This is a genomic window from Jujubicoccus corallicola (genome assembly GCF_047345645.1).
Taxonomy (GTDB): domain Bacteria; phylum Pseudomonadota; class Alphaproteobacteria; order Rhodobacterales; family Rhodobacteraceae; genus JBLEFH01.
In genome coordinates, this window is record NZ_JBLEFH010000001.1 from 187,805 (window position 1) to 209,317 (window position 21,513).

18 protein-coding genes are annotated in these 21,513 nt (G+C 63.3%); 11 read left to right on the forward strand and 7 right to left on the reverse strand.

Translation table 11 applies throughout. From position 1 onward, the window contains the following. The first annotated feature begins 49 nt into the window (after nt 1-49). The 6 genes from ACMA5I_RS00910 (at nt 50) to ACMA5I_RS00935 (ending at nt 7,170) form a co-directional block, all read left to right on the forward strand. Nucleotides 50-1,633, forward strand: a complete 1,584-nt coding sequence (locus tag ACMA5I_RS00910) for an ABC transporter substrate-binding protein (protein WP_525884336.1) — start codon at nt 50-52, stop codon at nt 1,631-1,633. 66 nt (nt 1,634-1,699) lie between these two features. Then, a complete protein-coding gene (locus tag ACMA5I_RS00915; RefSeq protein ID WP_525884337.1) occupies nt 1,700-2,707 on the forward strand; it encodes an ABC transporter permease in 1,008 nt (335 codons plus the stop codon). Between the two features lie 3 nt (nt 2,708-2,710). Further along, nucleotides 2,711-3,619 (forward strand): ABC transporter permease, encoded by a 909-nt coding sequence (locus ACMA5I_RS00920; RefSeq protein ID WP_525884338.1) that lies wholly within the window; start codon nt 2,711-2,713, stop codon nt 3,617-3,619. Nucleotides 3,620-3,628: 9 nt separating this feature from the next. Next, nucleotides 3,629-4,624 carry an ABC transporter ATP-binding protein gene (locus ACMA5I_RS00925; protein WP_525884339.1) on the forward strand — a complete coding sequence of 332 codons (996 nt, stop codon included), beginning with the start codon at nt 3,629-3,631 and terminating at the stop codon, nt 4,622-4,624. Beyond that, a complete protein-coding gene (locus tag ACMA5I_RS00930) occupies nt 4,621-5,589 on the forward strand; it encodes an ABC transporter ATP-binding protein (RefSeq protein ID WP_525884340.1) in 969 nt (322 codons plus the stop codon). Before ACMA5I_RS00925 ends, ACMA5I_RS00930 begins: the two co-directional genes overlap by 4 nt. Before the next feature lie 81 nt (nt 5,590-5,670). Further along, entirely contained in the window at nt 5,671-7,170 is a 1,500-nt protein-coding gene (locus tag ACMA5I_RS00935) for a YifB family Mg chelatase-like AAA ATPase (RefSeq protein WP_525884341.1), read from the forward strand. A 33-nt stretch (nt 7,171-7,203) separates the two neighbouring features. Here ACMA5I_RS00935 and ACMA5I_RS00940 read toward each other — a convergent pair whose 3' ends face one another. The 6 genes from ACMA5I_RS00940 to rsmI form a co-directional block, all read right to left on the reverse strand. After that, the gene (locus ACMA5I_RS00940; protein WP_525884342.1) at nt 7,204-8,460 is read right to left on the reverse strand and encodes a helix-hairpin-helix domain-containing protein; all 1,257 of its coding nucleotides are present in this window, start codon (nt 8,458-8,460) and stop codon (nt 7,204-7,206) included. Between the two features lie 14 nt (nt 8,461-8,474). After that, nucleotides 8,475-10,274, reverse strand: coding sequence for an OmpA family protein (locus ACMA5I_RS00945; RefSeq protein ID WP_525884343.1), 1,800 nt, complete (start codon nt 10,272-10,274; stop codon nt 8,475-8,477). Between the two features lie 134 nt (nt 10,275-10,408). After that, the gene (gshB, locus tag ACMA5I_RS00950; protein WP_525884344.1) at nt 10,409-11,350 is read right to left on the reverse strand and encodes a glutathione synthase; all 942 of its coding nucleotides are present in this window, start codon (nt 11,348-11,350) and stop codon (nt 10,409-10,411) included. A gap of 18 nt (nt 11,351-11,368) precedes the next feature. Beyond that, nucleotides 11,369-12,193, reverse strand: coding sequence for a glutamate racemase (locus tag ACMA5I_RS00955; protein WP_525884345.1), 825 nt, complete (start codon nt 12,191-12,193; stop codon nt 11,369-11,371). 10 nt (nt 12,194-12,203) lie between these two features. After that, nucleotides 12,204-12,542, reverse strand: a complete 339-nt coding sequence (locus ACMA5I_RS00960) for a YraN family protein (protein WP_525884346.1) — start codon at nt 12,540-12,542, stop codon at nt 12,204-12,206. Beyond that, nucleotides 12,539-13,378, reverse strand: coding sequence for a 16S rRNA (cytidine(1402)-2'-O)-methyltransferase (gene rsmI / locus ACMA5I_RS00965; RefSeq protein WP_525884347.1), 840 nt, complete (start codon nt 13,376-13,378; stop codon nt 12,539-12,541). The genes ACMA5I_RS00960 and rsmI overlap by 4 nt, the downstream gene beginning before the upstream one ends. A gap of 118 nt (nt 13,379-13,496) precedes the next feature. Here rsmI and ACMA5I_RS00970 point away from each other — a divergent pair, with 118 nt between their 5' ends. From ACMA5I_RS00970 to ACMA5I_RS00990, 5 genes are read left to right on the forward strand one after another with little or no spacing between them, the layout of a single operon-like run. Further along, nucleotides 13,497-14,690, forward strand: a complete 1,194-nt coding sequence (locus tag ACMA5I_RS00970) for a penicillin-binding protein activator (RefSeq protein ID WP_525884348.1) — start codon at nt 13,497-13,499, stop codon at nt 14,688-14,690. A gap of 8 nt (nt 14,691-14,698) precedes the next feature. Continuing rightward, on the forward strand, nt 14,699-17,452 hold the full coding sequence (locus ACMA5I_RS00975; RefSeq protein ID WP_525884349.1) for a [protein-PII] uridylyltransferase: 2,754 nt from the start codon (nt 14,699-14,701) through the stop codon (nt 17,450-17,452). A 10-nt stretch (nt 17,453-17,462) separates the two neighbouring features. After that, on the forward strand, nt 17,463-19,001 hold the full coding sequence (gene murJ / locus ACMA5I_RS00980) for a murein biosynthesis integral membrane protein MurJ (protein ID WP_525884350.1): 1,539 nt from the start codon (nt 17,463-17,465) through the stop codon (nt 18,999-19,001). Between the two features lie 27 nt (nt 19,002-19,028). After that, entirely contained in the window at nt 19,029-20,048 is a 1,020-nt protein-coding gene (gene trpS / locus ACMA5I_RS00985) for a tryptophan--tRNA ligase (RefSeq protein WP_525884351.1), read from the forward strand. A 9-nt stretch (nt 20,049-20,057) separates the two neighbouring features. Further along, the gene (locus ACMA5I_RS00990; protein ID WP_525884352.1) at nt 20,058-20,519 is read left to right on the forward strand and encodes a universal stress protein; all 462 of its coding nucleotides are present in this window, start codon (nt 20,058-20,060) and stop codon (nt 20,517-20,519) included. A gap of 26 nt (nt 20,520-20,545) precedes the next feature. Here ACMA5I_RS00990 and ACMA5I_RS00995 read toward each other — a convergent pair whose 3' ends face one another. Next, nucleotides 20,546-21,511 carry an ion transporter gene (locus ACMA5I_RS00995; RefSeq protein ID WP_525884353.1) on the reverse strand — a complete coding sequence of 322 codons (966 nt, stop codon included), beginning with the start codon at nt 21,509-21,511 and terminating at the stop codon, nt 20,546-20,548. Nucleotides 21,512-21,513: the final 2 nt, after the last annotated feature.

A 21,513-nucleotide genomic window follows, 5' to 3' on the forward strand; every position in this document is an offset into this window, starting at 1 on the left:
AGTTTTACGCACCGCTGCTAAGGCGGTGAATGACAACAGAGAGGTTATCATGAAAAGCTTTTCCCTGATCGCCGGGACGGCGTCTGCTGTATTGCTCGGCACCACCGCGATGGCGAAAACCCTTGTGTATTGTTCGGAAGGTTCCCCCGAGGGGTTTGACCCGGCGCTCTACACATCGGGCACCACCTTTGACGCGACCGCCCGGAATATCATGGATGGTCTGACCCAGTTCAAATACGGCACGACGGAAGTTGAGCCCGCGCTCGCCGAAAGCTGGGAAATTTCCGAGGACGGCACCGAATACACCTTCAAGCTGCGCGAAGGCGTGAAGTTCCACACAACGGATTACTTCACCCCGACCCGCGACATGAACGCCGATGACGTGATCTTCACCTTTGAGCGTCAGCAGGAAGGTCAGGATTTCTACGAAGAGGGCGCGTCCTTCGAGTATTTCAACTCGATGTCCATGCCCGAACTGATCGAGAGCATCGAGAAGGTCGATGACATGACGGTCAAGATCACGCTGACCCGTCCGGATGCGCCGATGCTGGCAAACCTCGGGATGCAGTTCGCGTCGATCATGTCCAAGGAATATGCGGACCAGCTCAAAGAAGCCGGCACGCCGGAGTTGATGAACCAGCAGCCGATTGGCACGGGGCCGTTCAAGTTCCAAGCTTACCAAAAAGACGCCGTGATCCGCTATCTGGCGCATGACGAGTATTGGCGCGGCCGCGCGAATATCGACAACCTCGTCTTCGCAATCACGCCTGATGCGTCGGTTCGTTACCAGAAGCTTCAGAATGGCGAATGCCACATCATGCCGTATCCGAACCCGGCTGATATCGAAGCGATGCAGGCGGACGAGAACATCAACCTGCTGGAGCAGGAAGGTCTGAACGTCGGTTATCTCGCCTATAACACCCAGGTTGAGCCGTTTGACCGCCCCGAAGTGCGTAAGGCGCTGAACATGGCGATCAACAAGCAGGCGATCCTTGACGGTGTGTTCCAGGGCGCGGGCACCGCGGCCAAGAACCCGATTCCGCCGACCATGTGGTCCTATAACGACGCGATCGAGGACGACCAGTACGATCCGGAAGCTGCCAAGACCGCTCTGGAAGAGGCTGGCGTGACCGATCTTTCGATGAAGATCTGGGCGATGCCGGTGCAGCGTCCCTACAACCCGAATGCGCGCCGCATGGCTGAAATCATGCAGGAAGACTTCGCCAAGGCGGGTGTGGATGTCGAGATCGTCTCCTATGAGTGGGGCGAGTATCTCGAGCGCTCGAAAGCCGAAGATCGCGACGGTGCGGTGCTTCTCGGCTGGACCGGCGACAATGGTGACCCGGACAACTTCCTCGCCGTTCTTCTCGGCTGTGACGGTGTGGGCAACGCCAACCGCGCGCAGTGGTGTAACGAAGAGTTCGAAGCGCTGATCCAGGAAGCGAAGACCGTGTCTGACGAAGCAGAGCGCACCGCGCTTTACGAGCAGGCGCAGGAAATCTTCAAGCGTGAAGCGCCCTGGGCAACCATCGCACACTCGGTCGTCTTCGAGCCGACCGCTGCGAATGTCTCCGGTTACAAGATCGACCCGTTTGGCGGGCACATCTTCTATCCGGTCGACATCGAGGAATAATCCTCATTCTCTGAAAGGGGCGGCGCATGTCGCCCCTTTCTCTCTCGCCAGCCAAGAGCCCGCACCATGCTGAATTTTTTCCTCAAACGCGTTTTGATGTTCATCCCGACATTTCTCGGGGTCACATTGATTTCCTTTGCTTTTATTCGTCTTTTGCCCGGCGATCCCGTGCAGACCATGGCCGGGGAGCGGGGTCTCTCGCCCGAGCGCCATGCGCAGTTGATGCAAGAATTCGGCTTCGACCAGCCCATGTGGAAGCAATATTGGGACTATCTGACCGGCGTCCTACAGGGCGATCTGGGCAACAGTTTCGTCTCCAAGCGCCCGGTGGTGGACGAGTTTTTCGCCCTTTTCCCGGCGACGCTGGAACTGTCGATCTGCGCCATCATCTTCGCGGTGGTGCTGGGGATCCCCGCCGGGATCATCGCCGCCGTCAATCGCGGCAAGTTTTTCGATCAGGCGCTGATGTCCACCGCGCTGGTGGGGTATTCGATGCCGATCTTCTGGTGGGCGCTGCTGCTCATCATGTTCTTCTCCGGCTTTCTCGGCATCACGCCTGTCTCGGGCCGGATCGACCTTCTCTACTATTTCCCGCCCGTGACCGGCTTCATGTTGATCGACAGCCTGCTTTCGGGACAGGACGGCGCGTTCATCTCGGCGGTCAATCACCTGATCCTGCCGACCATCGCCCTTGGCACCATCCCCCTCGCCGTGATCGCACGTCAGACCCGCTCGGCCATGCTCGAAGTGCTGTCGGAAGACTACGTGCGCACCGCCCGCGCCAAGGGCCTGTCGCCCTTCCGCGTCAACGGGCTTCATGCGCTGCGCAATGCGCTGATCCCCGTCATCACTGTGATCGGCCTGATGGTCGGCACGCTGATGGCCGGCGCGATCCTGACCGAGACCATCTTTTCGTGGCCCGGCATCGGCAAATGGATGGTCGATAGTATTTTCCGCCGCGATTATCAGGTCGTGCAGGGCGGGCTGCTGCTCATTGCCGTGGTGGTGATGCTCGTGAACCTGACCGTGGATATCCTCTACGGCTTCATCAACCCGAAAATTCGTAAGAGGTAAGCGATGGCAGAGGCAACGTCTCAGGATCTTGAAGAAACCACCGTCGCGCGCCCGTCGCGCCTCAAGGAATTCTGGTCCTATTTCTCCGAAAACCGCGGGGCCGTGATCGGCCTTTATGTGTTCATGTTCCTCCTGCTCGTCGCGATCTTTGCGCCGCTCCTCGCGCCGCATTCGCCGACGCAGCAATATCGCGACGCGCTGCTCGTCCCGCCCTTCTGGCAGGAAGGCGGCTCGACACAGTTCCTTCTGGGCACCGACGCCGTGGGCCGCGATGTGCTCTCGCGCCTGATCGAAGGCTCGCGCTACTCCTTCTTTATCGGTCTCGTCGTTGTGGCTATCGCCGCCACTTCGGGCGTGATTATCGGCCTCATCGCAGGTTTCGCGCCCACATGGCTCGATACCGCGATCATGCGCCTGATGGACATCATCCTCGCCTTCCCGTCGCTGCTCTTGGCGTTGGTGCTGGTGGCCATCCTCGGCCCGTCGCTCTTCAACGCGATGATCGCCATCGCCATCGTCTTGCAGCCCCATTACGTGCGCCTGACCCGCGCCGCGGTGCTGTCCGAAAAGGGCAAGGATTACGTGACCTCCGCCCGCGTGGCCGGCGCGTCGCTCTTCCGGCTGATGTTCATCACCGTCCTGCCGAACTGCCTCGCGCCGATCATCGTGCAGGCGGCTCTTTCCTTCTCGACCGCGATCCTCGACGCAGCGGCCCTCGGCTTCCTCGGCATGGGTGCGCAGCCGCCGACCCCGGAATGGGGCACGATGCTCGCCGAAGCGCGCGAATTCATCCTGCGCGCCTGGTGGGTCGTGACCTTCCCCGGCCTCGCGATCCTGATCACCGTGCTCTCCATCAACCTGATGGGCGACGGCCTGCGCGACGCGCTCGATCCCAAACTCAAGCGCTCGTAAGGAGGCGGCATGACAGATACTCTTCTCGATATCCGCAACCTCTCCGTCAGCTTCGCGACGGCGGGCGGGCAGTTTAAGGCGGTCGATGGCGTCGATGTGGTGGTGGATAAGGGCGAAATCCTGTCCATCGTAGGCGAGTCCGGCTCGGGCAAATCCGTCTCCATGCTCGCCATGATGGGGCTTTTGCCATGGACCGCGACGATCACCGCCGACAAGATGATTTTCGACGGGCATGATCTGCAAACCATCTCCGCCCGCAAGCGCCGCCAACTCATTGGCCGCGACATGGCGATGATCTTTCAGGAACCGATGTCCTCGCTGAACCCGTGTTTCACGGTCGGCTGGCAGATCAAGGAAAGCCTGCGCATCCATCTCGGCATGGGCCGCAAGGAGCGCCATGACCGGGCGGTTGAACTGTTCGATCTCGTCGGAATACCGGACCCGGAAAAGCGCCTCAGCGCTTTCCCGCACCAGCTTTCGGGCGGGATGAGCCAGCGCGTGATGATCGCCATGGCCATTGCCTGCCGTCCCAAACTCCTGATCGCGGACGAGCCGACCACCGCGCTCGACGTGACCATTCAGGCGCAGATTCTGGAGCTTCTGAGCGATCTTCAGCAGGAAACCGGCATGGGCCTCGTGCTGATCACGCATGACATGGGCGTCGTGGCCGAAACCGCTGAGCGCGTTCAGGTGCAATATGCGGGGCAGAAGGTGGAGGAGCAGAACGTCCGCGAGCTGTTCTCGAACCCGCATCACCCCTACACGGCGGCGCTGCTCGCGGCGCTTCCGGAGCGCGCGACGGATAAGCATCTGCCCGCCATTCCCGGTGTGGTGCCCGGCCAGTTTGACCGCCCCGAGGGCTGTCTCTTCTCGCCGCGTTGCCAGTTTGCCGATGCAAAATGCAAAGCCGTCAAACCGGAGCGCGCCAGCCCCGAAATGGGCTACGCCCTCTGCCATTACCCGCTCGACCACGGCCAGCCGATGATGAAGGGAGACGCCTCATGAGCCTCGTCACAGCACAGGACCTCTCGCGCTTCTACGAGGTTGGCGGCGGCATGTTCCAGAAATCGGGCACGGTGCGCGCGCTCAGTTCCGCCAGTTTCGAGCTGGTGCCGGGCAAGACGCTCGCCGTTGTGGGCGAGTCCGGTTGCGGCAAATCCACACTCGCGCGGCTCGTCACGATGATCGAGCCACCGACCGGCGGGCATCTCGAAATCGACGGCGTGGATGTGACCGCGACGGACACGAAGGAGGCACAGCGCCGCTTGCGCTCCTCGGTTCAGATCGTGTTCCAGAACCCCTTCGGCTCGCTCAACCCGCGCCAGAAGATCGGCGCGATTTTGGAGGAGCCGCTGCTCATCAACCGCAAGGACATGAGCAAAAAGGACCGCGAGGCGAAGGCGCGCGAAATGCTCAAGCTCGTCGGCTTGCGCCCGGAGCATTACGATCGTTACCCGCATATGTTCTCCGGCGGCCAGCGCCAGCGGATCGCGGTGGCGCGGGCGTTGATGCTGGACCCGAAAATCCTCGTGCTGGATGAGCCGACTTCGGCGCTCGACCTCTCGATCCAGAGCCAGATCCTGAACCTCTTGATCGACCTGCAGGACCGTCTCGACCTCGCCTATCTCTTCATCAGCCACGATCTGTCGGTGGTGCGCCACATGGCCGATGAGGTGCTGGTGATGTATCTCGGCCGGATCGTCGAGCGCGGCCCGCGCGACGATGTGTTCGACCGCCCGATGCACCCCTACACCAAGGCGCTCATGTCCGCGACGCCGCAGGCCGACCCGACGCGCCAGCGCCAGCGGATCCGCCTTGAGGGCGAATTGCCGTCGCCGCTCGCGGTGCCGGAGGGGTGTCCCTTCCATCCGCGCTGCTGGAAGGCGCAGGATGTCTGCAAGGGTGAACGCCCGGTTCTGGAAGGCGGCGCGCATAGCGCGGCCTGCTATTTCCCGGAAAACGACGCCTAAAACGGGCGCGCGGCGCGGGATCACCCGCCGCGCGCCTTTGCTCTTTACCGGCCTTTAACCACTCTTGCCGCCTATAGCGGCATGGTTCAGCCCCAGATCGCCACCGCCTATTCCGTTGCTTTTCACGGCGTCGAAGCCCGCCCCGTGGAGGTGCAATGTGCGCTGAGCGAGGGCCTGCCGGGTCTCGCTATCGTCGGCCTGCCGGACAAGGCGGTGAGCGAGGCGCGGGAGCGCGTCCGCGCGGCGCTCTCGGCCATCGCCATCGCGCTGCCGATGAAGAGGATCACGATCAACCTCTCGCCCGCCGACCTGCCGAAAGAAGGCTCACATTTCGACCTGCCAATCGCGCTGGCGATCTTGGCGGCGATGGAGATGCTGCCGCGCGAGACGGTTGCCGAAACGATTGCGCTCGGCGAGCTGTCTCTTGATGGCAAGCTGATGCCCGTGCGCGGCGCGCTCCCGGCGGCGATGCTGGCGGTGGCGGAGGAAAAGAGCCTGCTTTGCCCGGCGGCCTGCGGCGGCGAAGCCGCGTGGGTGGAGGCTTGCACCGTGACCGCACCCGCCACGCTCCTTGCCGCGATCAAGCATCTGACCGACCAACGTCCACTCCCGCCCGCCGAAGCGCAGCGCCGCGATGACCTCGCCTCATACCCCGACCTGCGCGATGTGCGCGGGCAGGAGCGGGCGAAACGCGCGCTTGAAATCGCCGCGACCGGGGGTCATCACCTCCTGATGATTGGACCGCCGGGCGCGGGCAAATCCATGCTCGCGGCGCGTTTGCCCGGCCTTCTGCCGCCCGCCAATCCGCGTGAGATGCTGGAAAGCTCGGTCATCCATTCCATCGCGGGCGAGCTTGGCGCGGACGGGCTCTGCGCCGCGCGGCCCTTTCGCAGCCCGCATCATTCGGCCTCGGTCGCGTCGGTCGCAGGTGGCGGGCGGATGGCGAAACCGGGGGAGATTTCGCTGGCGCATAACGGTGTTCTCTTCCTCGACGAGATCCCCGAATTTCCCCGCAATGTCATCGAAGTGCTGCGCCAGCCACTGGAAACCGGCGAGATCACCGTCTCCCGCGTCAACGCGCATCTCACTTATCCCGCTCGGTTCATCCTGCTGGCGGCGGCAAACCCGTGCCGTTGCGGTCATCTCGCGGATATCGCGCGCGCCTGCGGTAAAGCGCCGGGATGCGGGGCGGAATATCTGTCGCGGCTTTCCGGCCCGATCCTCGACCGGTTCGACATGCATCTGACGGTGCCTGCCGTGAAGATCGACGAAATTTCCGGCACGGCGACTGGCGAGTCCAGTGCAACCATTGCCGCCCGTGTGGCTTCGGCGCGCGAAGTTGCCAACGCGCGCCAAGGCAAGCTCAACGCTGAAATGTCCGGCGATCCCCTGATGGACGCGGCGCGGCTGGCTGAGGACGGCAAAGCGCTGTTGTCGGCGGCGGCGGAGCGGCTTGGCCTCTCTGCGCGCGGCTATTTCCGGGTGATGCGCGTGGCGCGAACCATCGCCGATCTGGCGGGGGCGGAGGCCGTCGAGAAATCCCATCTCACCGAGGCGCTGAGTTTCCGAAGTGCGGCCTAAGCCCATGAAAAAGCCCGCCGAAGCGGGCCTTTGTCAGTCTCTCGTGCGCAGCCGCGCCGCGTCCTCCGCCGTGCCGCCATTGGCCAGCACATGCGCTTGCGCGACCCAGTTGTCGCGCGTCACGCGGCCATTGAAGCCTTCGAGATGCGTGTCAACCCAATCGATTTCGCTCTGCGTCCAGTCCGCGATCTGATCGAAATGGAAGAAGCCGAGGCCATGAAGCTGGCGCTCCAGTTTCGGGCCGATCCCGCTGATGAGTTTGAGATCATCCGCAACGCCGCCGCGCGGCGCCTTAAAACTCTGCGGGCGGGTGCCGGTTTCGGCGGGCTCTGCGGCCTGCGGCCCCGGCATAGGCTCGGCGGCAGCAGGCTCCTGCACCGGCTGCGTGAAAAGTGGCATCGCGGGCGATTGCGCAACCCGCGCGGCAGCGGCCGCCCCGGCCTTCTCGTCGCTTTCCTCCTGAAATGACGCGATCCGATCATGCAGCACCCGCAATTCCATGTCGCGCGCACGCAGCGCTTCGAGCAATTCGTCGTGCTCCTGCTGGCTGACCCCGGTTTCCACCGGCGCGGCGGTGCGGTTTTCGCTCTCTGTCAGACGCGTCTCCAGCGCGCGGATCGTGTCATCCCGCTCCGAAAGCGCGGTTTTCAGCGCCTCGTGATCCTCAACGCGGATCGTCGGCGAGGCCTCGGCCTGCGCGGTTTCCTGTGCGGCGATCTTGGCTTCGAGATCCCGGATCACATCATCCCGCGCGACCAGTTCGGCCTTCACCGCGTCATGCTCCTGCTGCGGAATGCCCGGCTCCACGGCCGCGAGTTCGGCTGCGCGGTTTTCCGACTCCGCAATCCGGGTCTCCAGCGCACGGATCGCCTCTTCGCGGGCGGCCAACTGCGCGGTCAATTCGTCATGATCGGCCTGCGAGAAACCCTCCACCGCATCGGAAATCGCCTCGGGGCGGGCCTCATTCTCGGCAATCCGCGCTTCCAGTTCCCGCAGTTCCGCATCCCGCTCGGCCACTTCGCTCCGCAGCCTTTCAACCTCGGCGCTCTGATCTGTTCCATCCGCTTCGGCCAGCGAGTCGAGACGGGTTTCCAGCATCGAGATCGTCTGATCCTTCTGCTGCGACGCCTGACGGCAGGCGGCCAGATCGCGGCGCAGCGCGTCGGCGTTGAGGTCCTCATCCCCCCGGCGATGGCCGAAAATCAGCCAGCCCGCCGCGAGGCCGAGCAGCGTTGCCAGCGCCAGAAGCACCCAGATTTCCCCCAAGAGATAGGGCCATTCCTGAAACATCGTTGCTCTCCTCGTTACTCTTGCGCCCAAGTGAAGGCGGTGCGGCGGTTTTCGGCGCGGCCTTCCGGGGTGTTATTATCCGCAATCGGCTCGCTTTCGCCATAGCCTGTCGCGACAATACTGTCGGGCACGCCGCGCTGCACCAGCGCGCTGCGCACCGCGTCGGCGCGTTCCTGACTGAGCTGCTGATTGCTGTCCTCGCTGCCTTGCGAGTCCGTATGGCCGCCGATCTCCAGCGTCAGATTGCCTTCGGTCACGCAAAGCTTGGCGATGGCCGCGATCTCGTTGATCGCGCCGCGCGCTTCGGCATCGAGCTGTGCCGAGCCGGTGACGAAGGTGATCGCGCCGCGGCCAAGCGCGGTGTTGACCGCCTCGCTACAGCCATCGGGCGTCGTCTCCACGTCGATATCGGGGAGCCAGTAACCGCCCGTATAAATCTCATTCAGCCCGGTGATCGCGTTTTGGCGCATGTCGCCTTCATTCACGGTCACATCGGAAGCGGTGACGGTCACGCTGTCACTCTCGGTCAGGCGCTCGCGGAGCATATTGGCGACGTTTTCAGGGTCGGAATCCGCGCCGGTTTGCCCCTCGATGCTAATATCCTTGCCGCTCACGCGAATTTCGGCGGTCTCGAAATGGCCCAGAACCCCCGCGATGCCGTTGAGCCGCGCGAAGGTTTCGCCGGCGGCGCCCTCGGTCGGCTCCACCTCGCCGCTCATATTGCTGACATTGAGCGCGACGGCGAGGATGGTCGGGTCGAGTTCCGCTGGTGCCTTGCCGGACACGCTCGCGCCATTGATCGCGTCGAGCGCGATGGTCAGATCCGTTTCGCCCATCTCAACCGTGTCGCTCGCGGTCACATCGGTCTCGAAACTGTAGCCATCGGGAAGCGAGTCGCCCGCCAGCGTCACGGCTTCGACCGTTTCGGGATCGGGCGCAACGCCGGTCAGACGTAGTTCCGTTTCCGTCATCGACAACTCGCCGCGCTCAAGCTGGCCGAGCGCATTGAGGCCGAGGGTCAGCGCCGCATCCCAATTTTCAGGCGCGTCTTCGACGATTTCCAGAAGCGCCGCATCGCCATTGATAAGCTGATCGAGCTTGCTCCGCGACTTCTCGGACGGCACTTGCCCGGCCACGCGCCACTCATCGCCCGCCTTGTTCGCACGGAAGCTGTAGCCGCCCGCCTGCGCGCCGATCACATCGCTGACCCAGCTATAGCTGCCGGGAATGTCCTGCGCCATCTGGGCGATCTGTTCGACCTCTGCGGGATCCTCGGTGCGGCCCGAGATCACGATATCCCGGTCCGTCACATCCAGCGTGCCATTGTCGATAACCGCCAGCGCGTCGAGACCGCGCGCGACCATACCGGGCCAGTTCTCGTCGGGCACACCGGCGGCGCGGGTGAGGCTGGCAAGCTGCGCTTCCGGGAGCGTCTGGCCAAGCGCCGCAAGCGCTTCGTCATTGGGATAGTTGCCGGAAATTTCGCTGATCACACCGTCTTGTTTGACCGCTCGGAACCGGTAGGGGCTGGCGGTCTCGACCACCTGCATCTCATCGCGCACCACGCGGCGACCGGCGAGATCATTCGCCGCCGCCAGCAACTCGCGGCGCTCCACCTCGCTGGCGATATTGCCGCGCAGGATCACATCGCGGCCCGAAACCTCATGGGTCACTTCGGCGCCCAGATCGTCGAGCATAGCGGAGGCCCGTGCGGATAAGTCCTCTTCGATATCAGGGGCTTCGACCGATGTGGCCCACCAGCCGAGACCGAGAAGCCCGCCCGCCAAGACCAGCCCACCCAATTGCTTGCGCATCGGGAACTCCCTCGCATCATTAAATTGTTAAAACCGGCGCGAGAATAATGTGTTAACTATTGAGTTCAAGCGACATAGCTGTGACGAGCGGATAAGCGCCGCCCGCGTTCCGTCACTTCTCTGTGACCAGTTTTTTATTGGGACTTACGGCGCTCGATTGCGTCCCAAATCATGCCCGCGACGTTCGAGCCGTCGAAGCGCTCCATTTCCTGAATGCCAGTCGGGGAGGTCACGTTGATCTCGGTGAGATAGTCGCCAATCACGTCGATGCCGACGAAAATCTGGCCATGCTCACGCAGGAGCGGGCCAATCGCGGCGCAGATTTCCTTGTCGCGCTCCGTGAGGCCGACCTTCTCCGCCACGCCGCCGACATGCATATTCGAGCGGGTCTCGCCCTTTTGCGGCACGCGGTTGATCGCGCCCGCCACCTCGCCATCGACGAGGATGATCCGCTTGTCGCCTTTTGAGACGGCGGGCAGGAATTTCTGCATAATCAAGGGCTCGCGGTTGATCCCGGCGAAAAGCTCATGGAGCGAGGAGAGGTTGCGGTCCTCGGGCGTCAGGCGGAACACACCCGCGCCGCCATTGCCGTAAAGCGGTTTCAGGATCACATCGCCATGCGTTTCCTTGAATGCGCGCAGCGTGGCCAGATCGCGGGCAATCGCCGTCGGCGGGGTCAGGTCCGGGAATTGCAGGACCAGCAGCTTTTCCGGCCAGTTACGCACCCAAGTCGGGTCGTTCACCACCAGCGTTTTGGGGTGGATGAGGTCCAGCAGATGCGTTGTCGTGATGTAGGACATATCGAAAGGCGGGTCCTGACGGAGCCACACCACACCGAAATCCTGCAAATCGACGGTCTGCATGTCCGAGAGATCCGCATGATTGCCCTGCTCGCGCTTCACCTTGACCCACTGGCCGGTCGCCTGAAGCGTGCCTTCGATCCATGCGAGCTTGTCAGGCGTGTAGTAAAACACCTCATGCCCACGGCTCTGCGCCTCTTCGATCAGGCGGAAGGTGCTGTCGGCATGGATGTTGACGGACTGGATCGGGTCCATCTGGACGGCGACTTTGAGCATGGCGTTCTCCTTTGGCGCCTAGAGATGGACCGTGATGGGTTTGGGTTCAAGCGCTTCGAAGGGCAAAACCTCTCCTAGCAGCCGCTCCGTGCCGCGCCGCGCCTCCGCCGGATCGCCGCTGGTCAGGAACAGGCGCTTGCCGCTGCCGGGGGTGATGTTGTGGCGCGTGAGGTAAGGCGTGAGGCGGCGCACGGTCTCGCCCGGCTGGTCGATGATCGGAATGCCTTCGGGTAGATGGCGGGCGAAAAGATCGGCGACGAGCGGGTAATGCGTGCAGCCGAGGACGACCCGATCCGGCGTGCCTTGCGCCAGCAGACCCGCGCAGAACCCGGCGATGGCGGCGTCCATTTCCGCTTCGCTGGCGCCGGTCTCGATCATGCCTGCAAGGCCAGGGCAGGGCTGGACCATCAGGCGAATATCCGGTGCGCGGAGCAGGATTTCGGCCCCGTAATAACCACTCCCCACCGTGCCGGGCGTCGCGAAAAGCCCAACGGTGGCGGGGGTGATCGGGGTCAGCGAATAGCGGTCCGACCAGTCCTGCCCGGTGATCGCCTCGATGGTTGGCACCGCGATCCCGAGAACGCCGTGGATTCCCTCATGCTGCATCCGGCGCAGCGCCGTGGTCGCCGCCGTGTTGCAGGCGAGGATCACCACATCACAACCCAAATCGAGCAGGGCCTGCGATCCGGCGCGGGTCAGCCGGGTGATCTCACGCGGGCTTTTCTCGCCATAAGGGGCATTGGCGTGATCGCCGAGATAGACGAGATCATGGTCCGGGAAGGCCTCGGCGGCGGCCTGAAACACCGTCAGCCCGCCATAGCCGCTGTCGAAAAAGCCGATCATGGACACCTCCTCATTGGGTGATGTTTTCGATGATATGGATTTCGCCCGCGCCGTCCACCAAAGCGGCGTCTAGACGGGCAGGGGTAGGGCGCTCCGCCAGCCAGAGTTCCGCCGAGCGCAAGAGGCGCTGACGTTGATGCCATGTCAGGCTGTCGGCGGCTTTGGCATGGGTGGCGCGGGCTTTGACTTCCACGAAAATGGTTGCGCCGTCTTGGGAGAAAATCAGATCAATCTCGCCCAGACCCTTCCGGAGCGGCGGCCGCCACCGGGCGGCGAGCAAACTCGCGCCTTGCGCCTCGTAATGGCGGCGCACGGCCTCTTCCGCCGCGATGCCGGTCTCGTATCTCACGCTTCATCCTCGCGCGAGATCTCCAGCGCACGGGCGTAAACTTCGCGTTTCTTCACGCCGGTCGCGGTCGCGACATGGGCGGCGGCGTCCTTCACGCTCATGGTTGTGAGCGCGGTGCGGAGGGCCTGATCGAGATCGACCTCGGCGTCCCCCTCGGGCGGGCCGATGACGACGACAATCTCGCCTTTTGGCGCAGGCTCATCCGCATAGGCCGCCGCCAGATCGGTGAGCGCACCGCGCCGCACCTCCTCGAATTTCTTGGTGAGTTCCCGGCAAACCGCCGCCGAGCGCGGTCCGAACACCTCTGCCATTTCGCCAAGCGCCGCCGCGAGCCGTTTCGGGGATTCGTAGAAGATCAACGTTGCAGGCACCGCCCCGAAATCCTCGAAAAAATGCCGCCGCGCCGCGCCTTTGTTGGGGGCGAACCCGGCGAAACAAAAGCGATCCGTGGGCAATCCCGCGACGGTCAGCGCCGCCAGAACCGCGCTGGCACCGGGCGCGCTGCGGACGGTGTGGCCCTCGGCAATCGCCTCGCGGGCCAGCTGAAAACCGGGATCGGCGACGAGCGGCGTGCCCGCATCCGACGCATAGGCGACCGATTTGCCCTCCGCGAGCGCGGCCATGATGCGCGGGCGGACCTTCGCGCCATTATGGTCGTGATATGAAACCAAGGGACGGCCCTCCAGCGCGACGCCGTGAATGTCGAGTAGGCGGCGCAGATTGCGCGTGTCCTCCGCCGCGAGAATGTCGGCGGAGCGGAAAATATCCAATGCGCGCAAGGTGATATCGGCTGCCGTGCCGATAGGGGTGGCGACCAGATACAGCGCCGCTTCCATGCCTGCTCCTCTTCTGCCGCTCTTATTGTGCCCTGAATTTTAAGAATTAGTTTACTGCCATGTCAGGAGCGCGTAGCGTGCATTCCCGAAGTCTACGGCAAAGCGGACGAGGGATTCCATGACTATGACATTGCCTTTTGCAAAAATTCTGAAAAACGGTGCGGCGGCGGTTGCGCTCGCAGGGCTCGCAGCCTGTGCGGCGGTGCCGACGGCGCGCCATGATTTCGGCCCGCTCACGGGTGCGGAAATTGAGCGCGGCGAGACCGTGACAGTGGCGATGCTGCTGCCGCAAACCGCGCCGAACCCAGAGGTGCAGGGCCTCGCGCGCGATATGCAGGCCGCCGCCAATATGGCGATGGCGGATCTGAACGGCGCGACGCTGGAGCTGAAATTCTATGACACGGCGGGGAACGCGGACACGGCCAGCTCGGTCGCGACTCAGGCGATTTCCGACGGTGCGAAACTGATCGTCGGCCCGCTTTATGCTGAAAACGCCAATGCGGCCGGGATCGCGGCCAATGCGGCGAATGTGAATGTTCTGGCTTTCTCCAACGCCAGCGCCATTGCCGAGCAGAATGTGTTCGTCATGGGCAACACGCTTGAAAATGTCGCCGACCGGGTGGTGAGCTTCGCCAAAGGGCGCGGCATCAACAATATCGGCGTGGTCTATCCGTCGAATTTCGAGGGTGAACTGGGCCGTGCGGCCGTGGAAACCGCCGTCATCAAGAACGGTGTGACGTTGGCCGGTGCGGGCACCTATGAGTTCTCGCCCGAGGGCGTTACGACCGCTGCCCCCCAAATCGTTTCCATTCTGAAAGACAAGGGTGCGGAGCAGGTTGTGTTCAGCGACAATCCAGAGCAGAGCCTGACCTATATCGCCTCGGCGCTGTCCGAGAACGGGCTGAACCCGGCGGAGGTGAAATATTCGGGCCTCACCAAATGGGATGGCGCGGGCAATGCGCTGAGCGCACCGGCGCTGCAAGGCGGTTGGTTCACTCTGGCGGACCCGACCATCACCGCCGCGTTCAACAGCCGGTTCCGCGACCAATATGGCCGCAACCCGCATCCGCTCGCCGCGCTTGCTTATGACGGCGTCGCCGCCGCGGGCGCGCTGATCGGCACGGGCCGGAGCGATGCGCTGACCTCGAAAGGCCTGACCCGTCCCGGCGGTTTCGTCGGCGCGAATGGTCCGTTCCGCTTCAACGCCAACCGCATCGCCGAGCGCGCGCTCGCGGTGATGGAAGTGCGCGACGGCGCGGCTGTCATGCTCGATCCGGCGCCCCGCCAGTTTGGCGGCGGCGGCCTGTTCTGAGGCGTTTGATGCTTGGGGATAACGGTGCGGGCGGGCTGATTTGCCCGCCCGATGACATTCTGGATGTGGGCAAGCTTGAGGCGGCGGTCGACGCGGCCTTTGAGGAGCGCCCGGACAATCCGCGCGACACCTTGGTCACCTTACTCCGCGACCGCTGGACCGACGGCAAAGCGGTGATTGAAACCGCCTTTCGCACCCGGCCAAGCGCGGCGCTGGAGACGATCCGCTCCTATTGCTGGCTGTCCGACGCGGTGATCGTCGCCGCCTTCCGCGCCGTGACCACCTATATCCATCCCGCCCCGAATCCGACCGAAGCGCAGCGGCTCGCCCTGCTGGCGGTTGGCGGCTATGGGCGCGAGGAGATGGCGCCGTTCTCCGATATTGACCTTCTATTCCTCACGGCCTCCAAGCCGACGGGCCATGTGGAATGTGTGGTCGAGACCCTGCTTTACACGCTCTGGGATCTCAAAATGAAAGTGGGTCACGCGACCCGCACGGTGGAGGAATGTCTGCGGCAGGCCTCGGCGGATCTGACCGTCCGCACGGCGCTTCTGGAAAAGCGCCTGCTGGCGGGGGACGAGGATCTTTACAGCGAACTCGACACGGCGCTTTGGGACGATCTTTTCTCCCGCACACCGGAGGAATTTACCGAGGGCAAGCTGGCCGAACGGGACGCAAGGCACGAGAAACAGGGCAATATTCGCTTCGTGCTGGAGCCGAATGTGAAGGAGGGCAAGGGCGGGCTGCGTGATCTGCAAACCCTCTTCTGGATCGGCAAATATCTCACCCATAAGGACAGCGCCGTTGACCTCGTCCGCGAAGGGTTTCTGACGGTTGAGGAGCTGAAAACCTTCGTCGAGGCGGGACAATTTCTCTGGTCCGCCCGCTGCGCGTTGCATCTCGCGGCGAACCGGCCTGTCGAACAGCTCACCTTCGACATGCAGGTTGAGGTGGCCGCGCTGCTTGGCTATGAGGACAAGCCGGGTCGCCGCGCGGTTGAGCAGTTCATGCAGGAATATTTCCGCCATTCCAAGGATGTGGGCGATCTGACCCGCATCTTCCTCGCGCAGCTTGAGGCGCGGAACATCAAGCGGAGCGCCAAGGTCGCCCAGTCCATCCGCAATGTGCTGGCGATTTTCGGCAACCGCCTGTCGGAGAATTATGTTCTCCAGCATGGGCGGCTGAGCGTGAAGGACGAGGCGGTTTTCCTCGCCGACCCGCGCAATATGATGCGCCTGTTCCGCGACGCATTGGAGACGGAGCATCTGATCCATCCCGACGCGATGCGGCTCATCGCGCGCAACCTGCATCTCGCCTCGCAACTCACAGGCGATTCCGAGGCCAACCGCATCTTCCTCGAACTTCTGGTCGATAGCGGCAACCCGGAGCGGGCGTTGCGGCGGATGAATGAGATGGGGGTGCTTGGCGCCTTTATGCCGGAATTCGGCGAGATCGTCGCGATGATGCAGTTCAACATGTATCACAGCTATACGGTCGACGAGCACACCATCCAGTGCATCTCCTGCCTGAACCGGCTCGAAGAGGGCGAATTGGTCGCCGATATGCCGATCGCGACGGAAATTTTGAAAAAGGGTGTGAACCGGCGGGTCCTTTATGTGGCGCTGCTTCTCCATGACATCGGCAAGGGCCGCCCGCAGGATCATTCGGAGCTTGGCGCGGAGATCGCCGCTACGGTCGCGCCGCGTCTCGGGCTCGATGAAGCGGAGGTGGAGACGGTCATCTGGCTCGTCCGCAACCATCTGCTGATGAGCGATGTGGCACAAAAGCGCGACCTCTCGGACCCGCGCACGGCGCAGGATTTCGCACGGGCGGTGCAGTCCACCTCGCGGCTCAATCTGCTGCTCGTGTTGACGGTCTGCGATATTAACGGCGTCGGGCCGGGGGTGTGGAACAACTGGAAGGCGATGCTGCTGCGCGATCTCTACCGCCAGACCCGCGCGATTCTGCAAGGTTCTGGCGAAGCGTCGATCCCGCAGCTTGAGGAGAAGGCGAAGGAAGATCTCGCCGCCGCGCTCGGGCCGGAGAGCCCGCTGCTCCCGACCGAGCTGGAGCGGCATTATTCGCCCTATTGGCTCGGTTTTGACACCGAAACCCATGTTGCCTTCGCCCAAATGCTCGCCGATGTGCCGCCCGATGCGCCGGTGATCCGCATCGACGCGGATAAGGAGCGGGACGCCACGCGGACGCTTTTCGCCATGTCCGACCATCCCGGCATTTTCTCACGGCTCGCGGGCGCGCTGGCGCTGTCGGGCGCGAGCGTGGTCGATGCGCGGACCTATACGACGCAGGATGGGCTCGCGACGGTCGCCTTCTGGGTGCAGGACGCGGAGGGCCATCCCTTCGATGAGACCCGCCTGCCGCGTCTCAAACAATTGATCCAGAAATCGCTGCAAGGGAAGATCTCCACCCGCGGGGAGATCGCCAACCGCCACAAGATCAAGAAGCGCGAGGCGGAGTTCCGTGTGCCGACCACGATCAGCTTCGACAATGACGGTTCCGAGCGCTTTACCATCATCGAGGTGGAGACCCGCGACCGGCTCGGCCTGCTGCATGATCTGACCCGCGCGCTCACCGCCTGCAATGTCACCATCGCGTCGGCGCAGATCGCGACCTATGGCGAAGAGGCCGTCGATGTGTTTTATGTCAAGGATCTCTTCGGGCTGAAGATCTGGTCCGAGAGCAAGAAACGGCAGATCGAGAGCAAGATCCGCGCGTCGATCACGGCGCAGGCGGCGGAGTAACGGCAGAGCGATGAAAACCAATCTTTTGCGGTCCTTCCTGACCGTTGGCGGCTGGACCTTTGGGAGCCGTATCCTCGGCTTTGCGCGCGATATTCTGATGGCGGGCTATCTCGGGGCCGGGCCGGTCGCCGAAGCCTTCGTGGTGGCGTTTTCGCTGCCCAACATGTTCCGCCGCTTCTTTGCCGAGGGCGCGTTCAACATGGCTTTCGTGCCGATGTTTTCCAAGAAATGGGAGAAGGGCGAAGGCGCGGAGGATTTTGCCCGCGACGCCATGGCGGGGCTGGCGAGCGTGGTCTTGCTGCTCACACTGGTCGCGCAGCTTTTCATGCCCGCGCTGGTGCTGGCGATGGCCTCGGGCTTTCGTGGCGATGAGCGGTTCGATCTCGCCGTCGAGTTCGGGCGCATCACCTTCCCCTATATTTTCTTCATCTCGCTGGCCGCGCTGATCTCCGGCGCGCTCAATGCGATGAACCGATTTGCGGCTGCTGCTGCCGCGCCGATCCTGCTCAACATCGTGTTTATCGCCGCGATGCTCGGCGCGGATTTTCTCGGCGCGGATATCGGCAAGGCGCTTGTCTGGGCGGTCCCGGTCGCCGGGATCGCGCAACTGGCGCTCGTCTGGGTCGCGGCGGACCGCGCGGGCCTGCGGCTCATCCCGCGGATGCCGCAAATGACGCCGGAGCTGAAACGGCTCGCCAAAATCGCCGCGCCCGCGATCCTTGCGGGCGGCGTCATCCAGATCAACCTGCTGATCGGCCGTCAGGTCGCCTCGCAATTCGACGGCGCGGTCGCGTGGCTCAACTATGCGGACCGGCTCTATCAGCTACCCCTCGGCGTCGTCGGCATTGCCATTGGCGTGGTGCTCCTGCCCGACCTTTCCCGCCGCCTCGCCGCTCAGGATGTGGCGGGCGGGCGCGATGCGGTGAACCGGGCGGCGGAGTTCTCGCTGGCGCTCACCGTCCCTGCGGCGGTCGCCCTCATCGCGATCCCCGTGGCGCTGACCTCGGTCCTCTATCAGCGCGGCGCCTTTGATTTCGCGGACAGCCAAGCCACCGCGCTTGCCGTCGCCGTTTACGGCGCGGGCCTTCCTGCCTTCGTTCTTCAAAAAGTGCTGCAACCGCTCTTCTTCGCCCGCGAAGACACCCGCTCGCCGTTCCGCTTCGCCCTCTATGCGATGATCATCAACCTCGTTCTCGCGATCGGTCTCGCCCCCTTCATCGGCTTTATCGCGGCGGCGGTCGGGACCACTCTGGCGGGGTGGGGCATGGTCTGGTTCCTCTGGCGCGGCAGCCGCGCAATCGGCGAGGAGGCCCGGATTGACGAGCGCCTGAAACGCAAAGTCCCGCGCATCATCGCCGCTTCGCTCGGCATGGGCATTGCCTCATGGGGCATGGCAACCCTGATGGAGCCTCTGCTTTTTGGCACGTCGTGGCGCTATCCCGCCCTCGCCGTTCTGGTCTTTGCCAGCATCGCGGTGTATGCAGCGCTGACGGTGCTGACCGGGGCGATGACCCCTGCGGACCTCAAGAAATTCCTGCGCCGCGGCTAAAGCCCGGCGCGTCGATGGAGAGAGACCATGACCACACCCATCACCCGCATTTTCTCCGGCGTGCAGCCGACCGGCAAGCTGACCCTTGGCAATTATCTCGGCGCGGTGAAACGCTTTGTTGAGCTTCAGGACGGGCCGGGCGAGAAAATCTACTGCATCGTCGATCTGCACGCGCTGACCGTGAACCCGGACCCTGCGGAACTGGTCGAAGGCACGCTCGACATTGCGGCGACCTATATGGCCTGCGGTCTCGATCCGGCGAAATCGATCCTGTTCTCGCAATCGACTGTGCCCGCCCATGCCGAACTCGCATGGCTCTTTGACTGCGTGGCCCGCATGGGCTGGATGAAACGCATGACGCAGTTCAAGGACAAGGCCGGGAAAAACTCGGAAGCCGCGTCTGTTGGCCTCTTCAACTATCCCGTGCTGATGGCGGCGGATATTCTGGCCTATCACGCGAGCCATGTGCCGGTGGGGGACGACCAGAAACAGCATCTTGAGCTGACCCGCGATGTGGCGACCAAGTTCAACAACGACTATGGCAAGGAGTTCTTCCCGATCCCCGAGCCGCTCATTGAGGGCGCGGCGACACGGATCATGTCGCTCCGCGATGGCACCAAGAAGATGAGCAAATCGGACCCCTCCGATATGAGCCGGATCAACCTGACGGACAGCGCCGAGGACATTGCCAAGAAGATCAAGAAGGCGAAAACAGACCCCGAGCCGCTGCCCGCGAGCATGGATGATCTGAGTGGACGGCCCGAGGCGCGCAACCTCGTCAACATCTACGCGGCGCTGTCGGGACAGGCCGCAGAGCAGGTTTTGCAGGAATACGAAGGCGCCCAATTCGGCGCGTTCAAGCCGAAACTTGCGGATCTGGCGGTGGAATCTCTTGCGCCGATTTCCGCGCGGTTCAATGATATCCGGGCAGACCGCGCCGAGATCGAGCGCGCGCTGGCCAAGGGTGGCGAGGCGGCGAATGCCATTGCCGCGCCGATTGTGGCCGAGGCGAAGGAGATCATGGGGCTGCTGCGCCCGAAGGGATAAGGGGGCCATATGCGGAAATTTCTCGTCGTCATGGATGAGAGCGACGAATGGGTCAATGCGCTCCATTTCGCCGCGCTGCGCGCCGAGCGCACCCATGCAGGCGTCGAGGTGCTGGCCGTGATCCAGAGCGAGAATTTGCAGCATTTCATGGGCGTTGCAGACGTGATGCGCGCCGAGGCCGAGGAAGAGATCGAGGATAAATTCCGCGAGCACACCATGATGGCGAGTCGCGCCACGGGCATCACCCCGATCCTCAACATCCGTGAGGGCGAGCCGGTGAAATGCCTTCTCAAGCTGATCGAGGAAAAGGACGATATTGGCATCCTCGTCCTCGCCGCGTCGAGCAAGGATGAGGGGCCGGGGCCGCTCATTCAGGGGCTGATCGCGGGCCGCCATGCGGGCAAGGTGCGGGTGCCGGTGACGGTGGTCCCGGCGGGCATCACGATGGATGAGCTGCGCAAAATCTGCTGATCCGGGCGGCGTTTAACCCTCATCCCTCACTCAATCGGTTCCCCGCAATGCGGGCAGAGATGCGTCCGCTGCTCGCTCGGTTGGCTGATGGTGATGTTTTTCTCGATCATCCGCGCCTTGTGGCGGGTCATGCCGAGTTCCTTGCGGAGCGCCTCGAGTTCCTTGCGTTCGGCCATGTCGATTTTCCCGTCCGCGAGGGCGGCGCGGTAGCGCTGCTCCAGCTCACCGCGGCGGGTGGAGAGTTGCTCCGAAATCCCGGAGGCGAGGATCCCGGCGGGCAGCGCCGCCATACCGATGCCGATCACCGTGATCATTGCGCCAAACACCTTGCCGATGGGGGTGACGGGCGTCACATCGCCATAGCCGACGGTGGTGAGCGAGACGGCGGCCCACCACATCGCTTCGGGGATGGAGCCGAACTCGTCCGGCTGGACGTTGTGCTCGACGATATAGATGCCCGAGGCGGCGATAATGATCAGCACCACAAGGATGAAAATCGCGGCGAAGAAGTTGCGGCGCTCCTCGACCAGCACGTCGATCAGCATGTTGAGCGCGCCGGAATAGCGTGTCAGTTTGAGGAGCCGCAGTAGGCGCAGCACCCGCAGGAAGCGCAGATCGAGGCCGAGCGCCGTGCCGATGATGCTGGGCGCAATGGCGAGCAGATCGACAATCGCGCCGGGCGTCGCCATCCATTGCAGACGCAGCGAGAGATTGCTTTCGGAGTGGTCGATCTCCCATTCCTCGCGCCATTTCTGCTCCGGCGCGGCCCAGATGCGTGCACCATATTCGATGCTGAAGATCAGCAGCGAGAAGGTCTCGAAGGCCACAAAGGCTTCGCCATGTTTCTCCAGCATGGAGGGCATGGTTTCCAGCATCACCGAGATGACGTTGAGGACGATCAGCGTCATCAGCGCGAGATCGAAGAGATGCCCCCAGCGGTCCTTTTTGCCTGAAACGGTCAGAAGTTCGGCGACGCGTGTGCGCACTGTCATGC

Coding starts and splice junctions, on each gene's coding strand:
- ACMA5I_RS00910 (WP_525884336.1), top strand. CDS start 50: ATGAAAAGCTTTTCCCTGATCGCCGGGACGGCGTCTGCTGTATTGCTC.
- ACMA5I_RS00915 (WP_525884337.1), top strand. CDS start 1,700: ATGCTGAATTTTTTCCTCAAACGCGTTTTGATGTTCATCCCGACATTT.
- ACMA5I_RS00920 (WP_525884338.1), top strand. CDS start 2,711: ATGGCAGAGGCAACGTCTCAGGATCTTGAAGAAACCACCGTCGCGCGC.
- ACMA5I_RS00925 (WP_525884339.1), top strand. CDS start 3,629: ATGACAGATACTCTTCTCGATATCCGCAACCTCTCCGTCAGCTTCGCG.
- ACMA5I_RS00930 (WP_525884340.1), top strand. CDS start 4,621: ATGAGCCTCGTCACAGCACAGGACCTCTCGCGCTTCTACGAGGTTGGC.
- ACMA5I_RS00935 (WP_525884341.1), top strand. CDS start 5,671: ATGGTTCAGCCCCAGATCGCCACCGCCTATTCCGTTGCTTTTCACGGC.
- ACMA5I_RS00940 (WP_525884342.1), bottom strand. CDS start 8,460: ATGTTTCAGGAATGGCCCTATCTCTTGGGGGAAATCTGGGTGCTTCTG.
- ACMA5I_RS00945 (WP_525884343.1), bottom strand. CDS start 10,274: ATGCGCAAGCAATTGGGTGGGCTGGTCTTGGCGGGCGGGCTTCTCGGT.
- gshB (WP_525884344.1), bottom strand. CDS start 11,350: ATGCTCAAAGTCGCCGTCCAGATGGACCCGATCCAGTCCGTCAACATC.
- ACMA5I_RS00955 (WP_525884345.1), bottom strand. CDS start 12,193: ATGATCGGCTTTTTCGACAGCGGCTATGGCGGGCTGACGGTGTTTCAG.
- rsmI (WP_525884347.1), bottom strand. CDS start 13,378: ATGGAAGCGGCGCTGTATCTGGTCGCCACCCCTATCGGCACGGCAGCC.
- ACMA5I_RS00970 (WP_525884348.1), top strand. CDS start 13,497: ATGACTATGACATTGCCTTTTGCAAAAATTCTGAAAAACGGTGCGGCG.
- ACMA5I_RS00975 (WP_525884349.1), top strand. CDS start 14,699: ATGCTTGGGGATAACGGTGCGGGCGGGCTGATTTGCCCGCCCGATGAC.
- murJ (WP_525884350.1), top strand. CDS start 17,463: ATGAAAACCAATCTTTTGCGGTCCTTCCTGACCGTTGGCGGCTGGACC.
- trpS (WP_525884351.1), top strand. CDS start 19,029: ATGACCACACCCATCACCCGCATTTTCTCCGGCGTGCAGCCGACCGGC.
- ACMA5I_RS00990 (WP_525884352.1), top strand. CDS start 20,058: ATGCGGAAATTTCTCGTCGTCATGGATGAGAGCGACGAATGGGTCAAT.
- ACMA5I_RS00995 (WP_525884353.1), bottom strand. CDS start 21,511: ATGACAGTGCGCACACGCGTCGCCGAACTTCTGACCGTTTCAGGCAAA.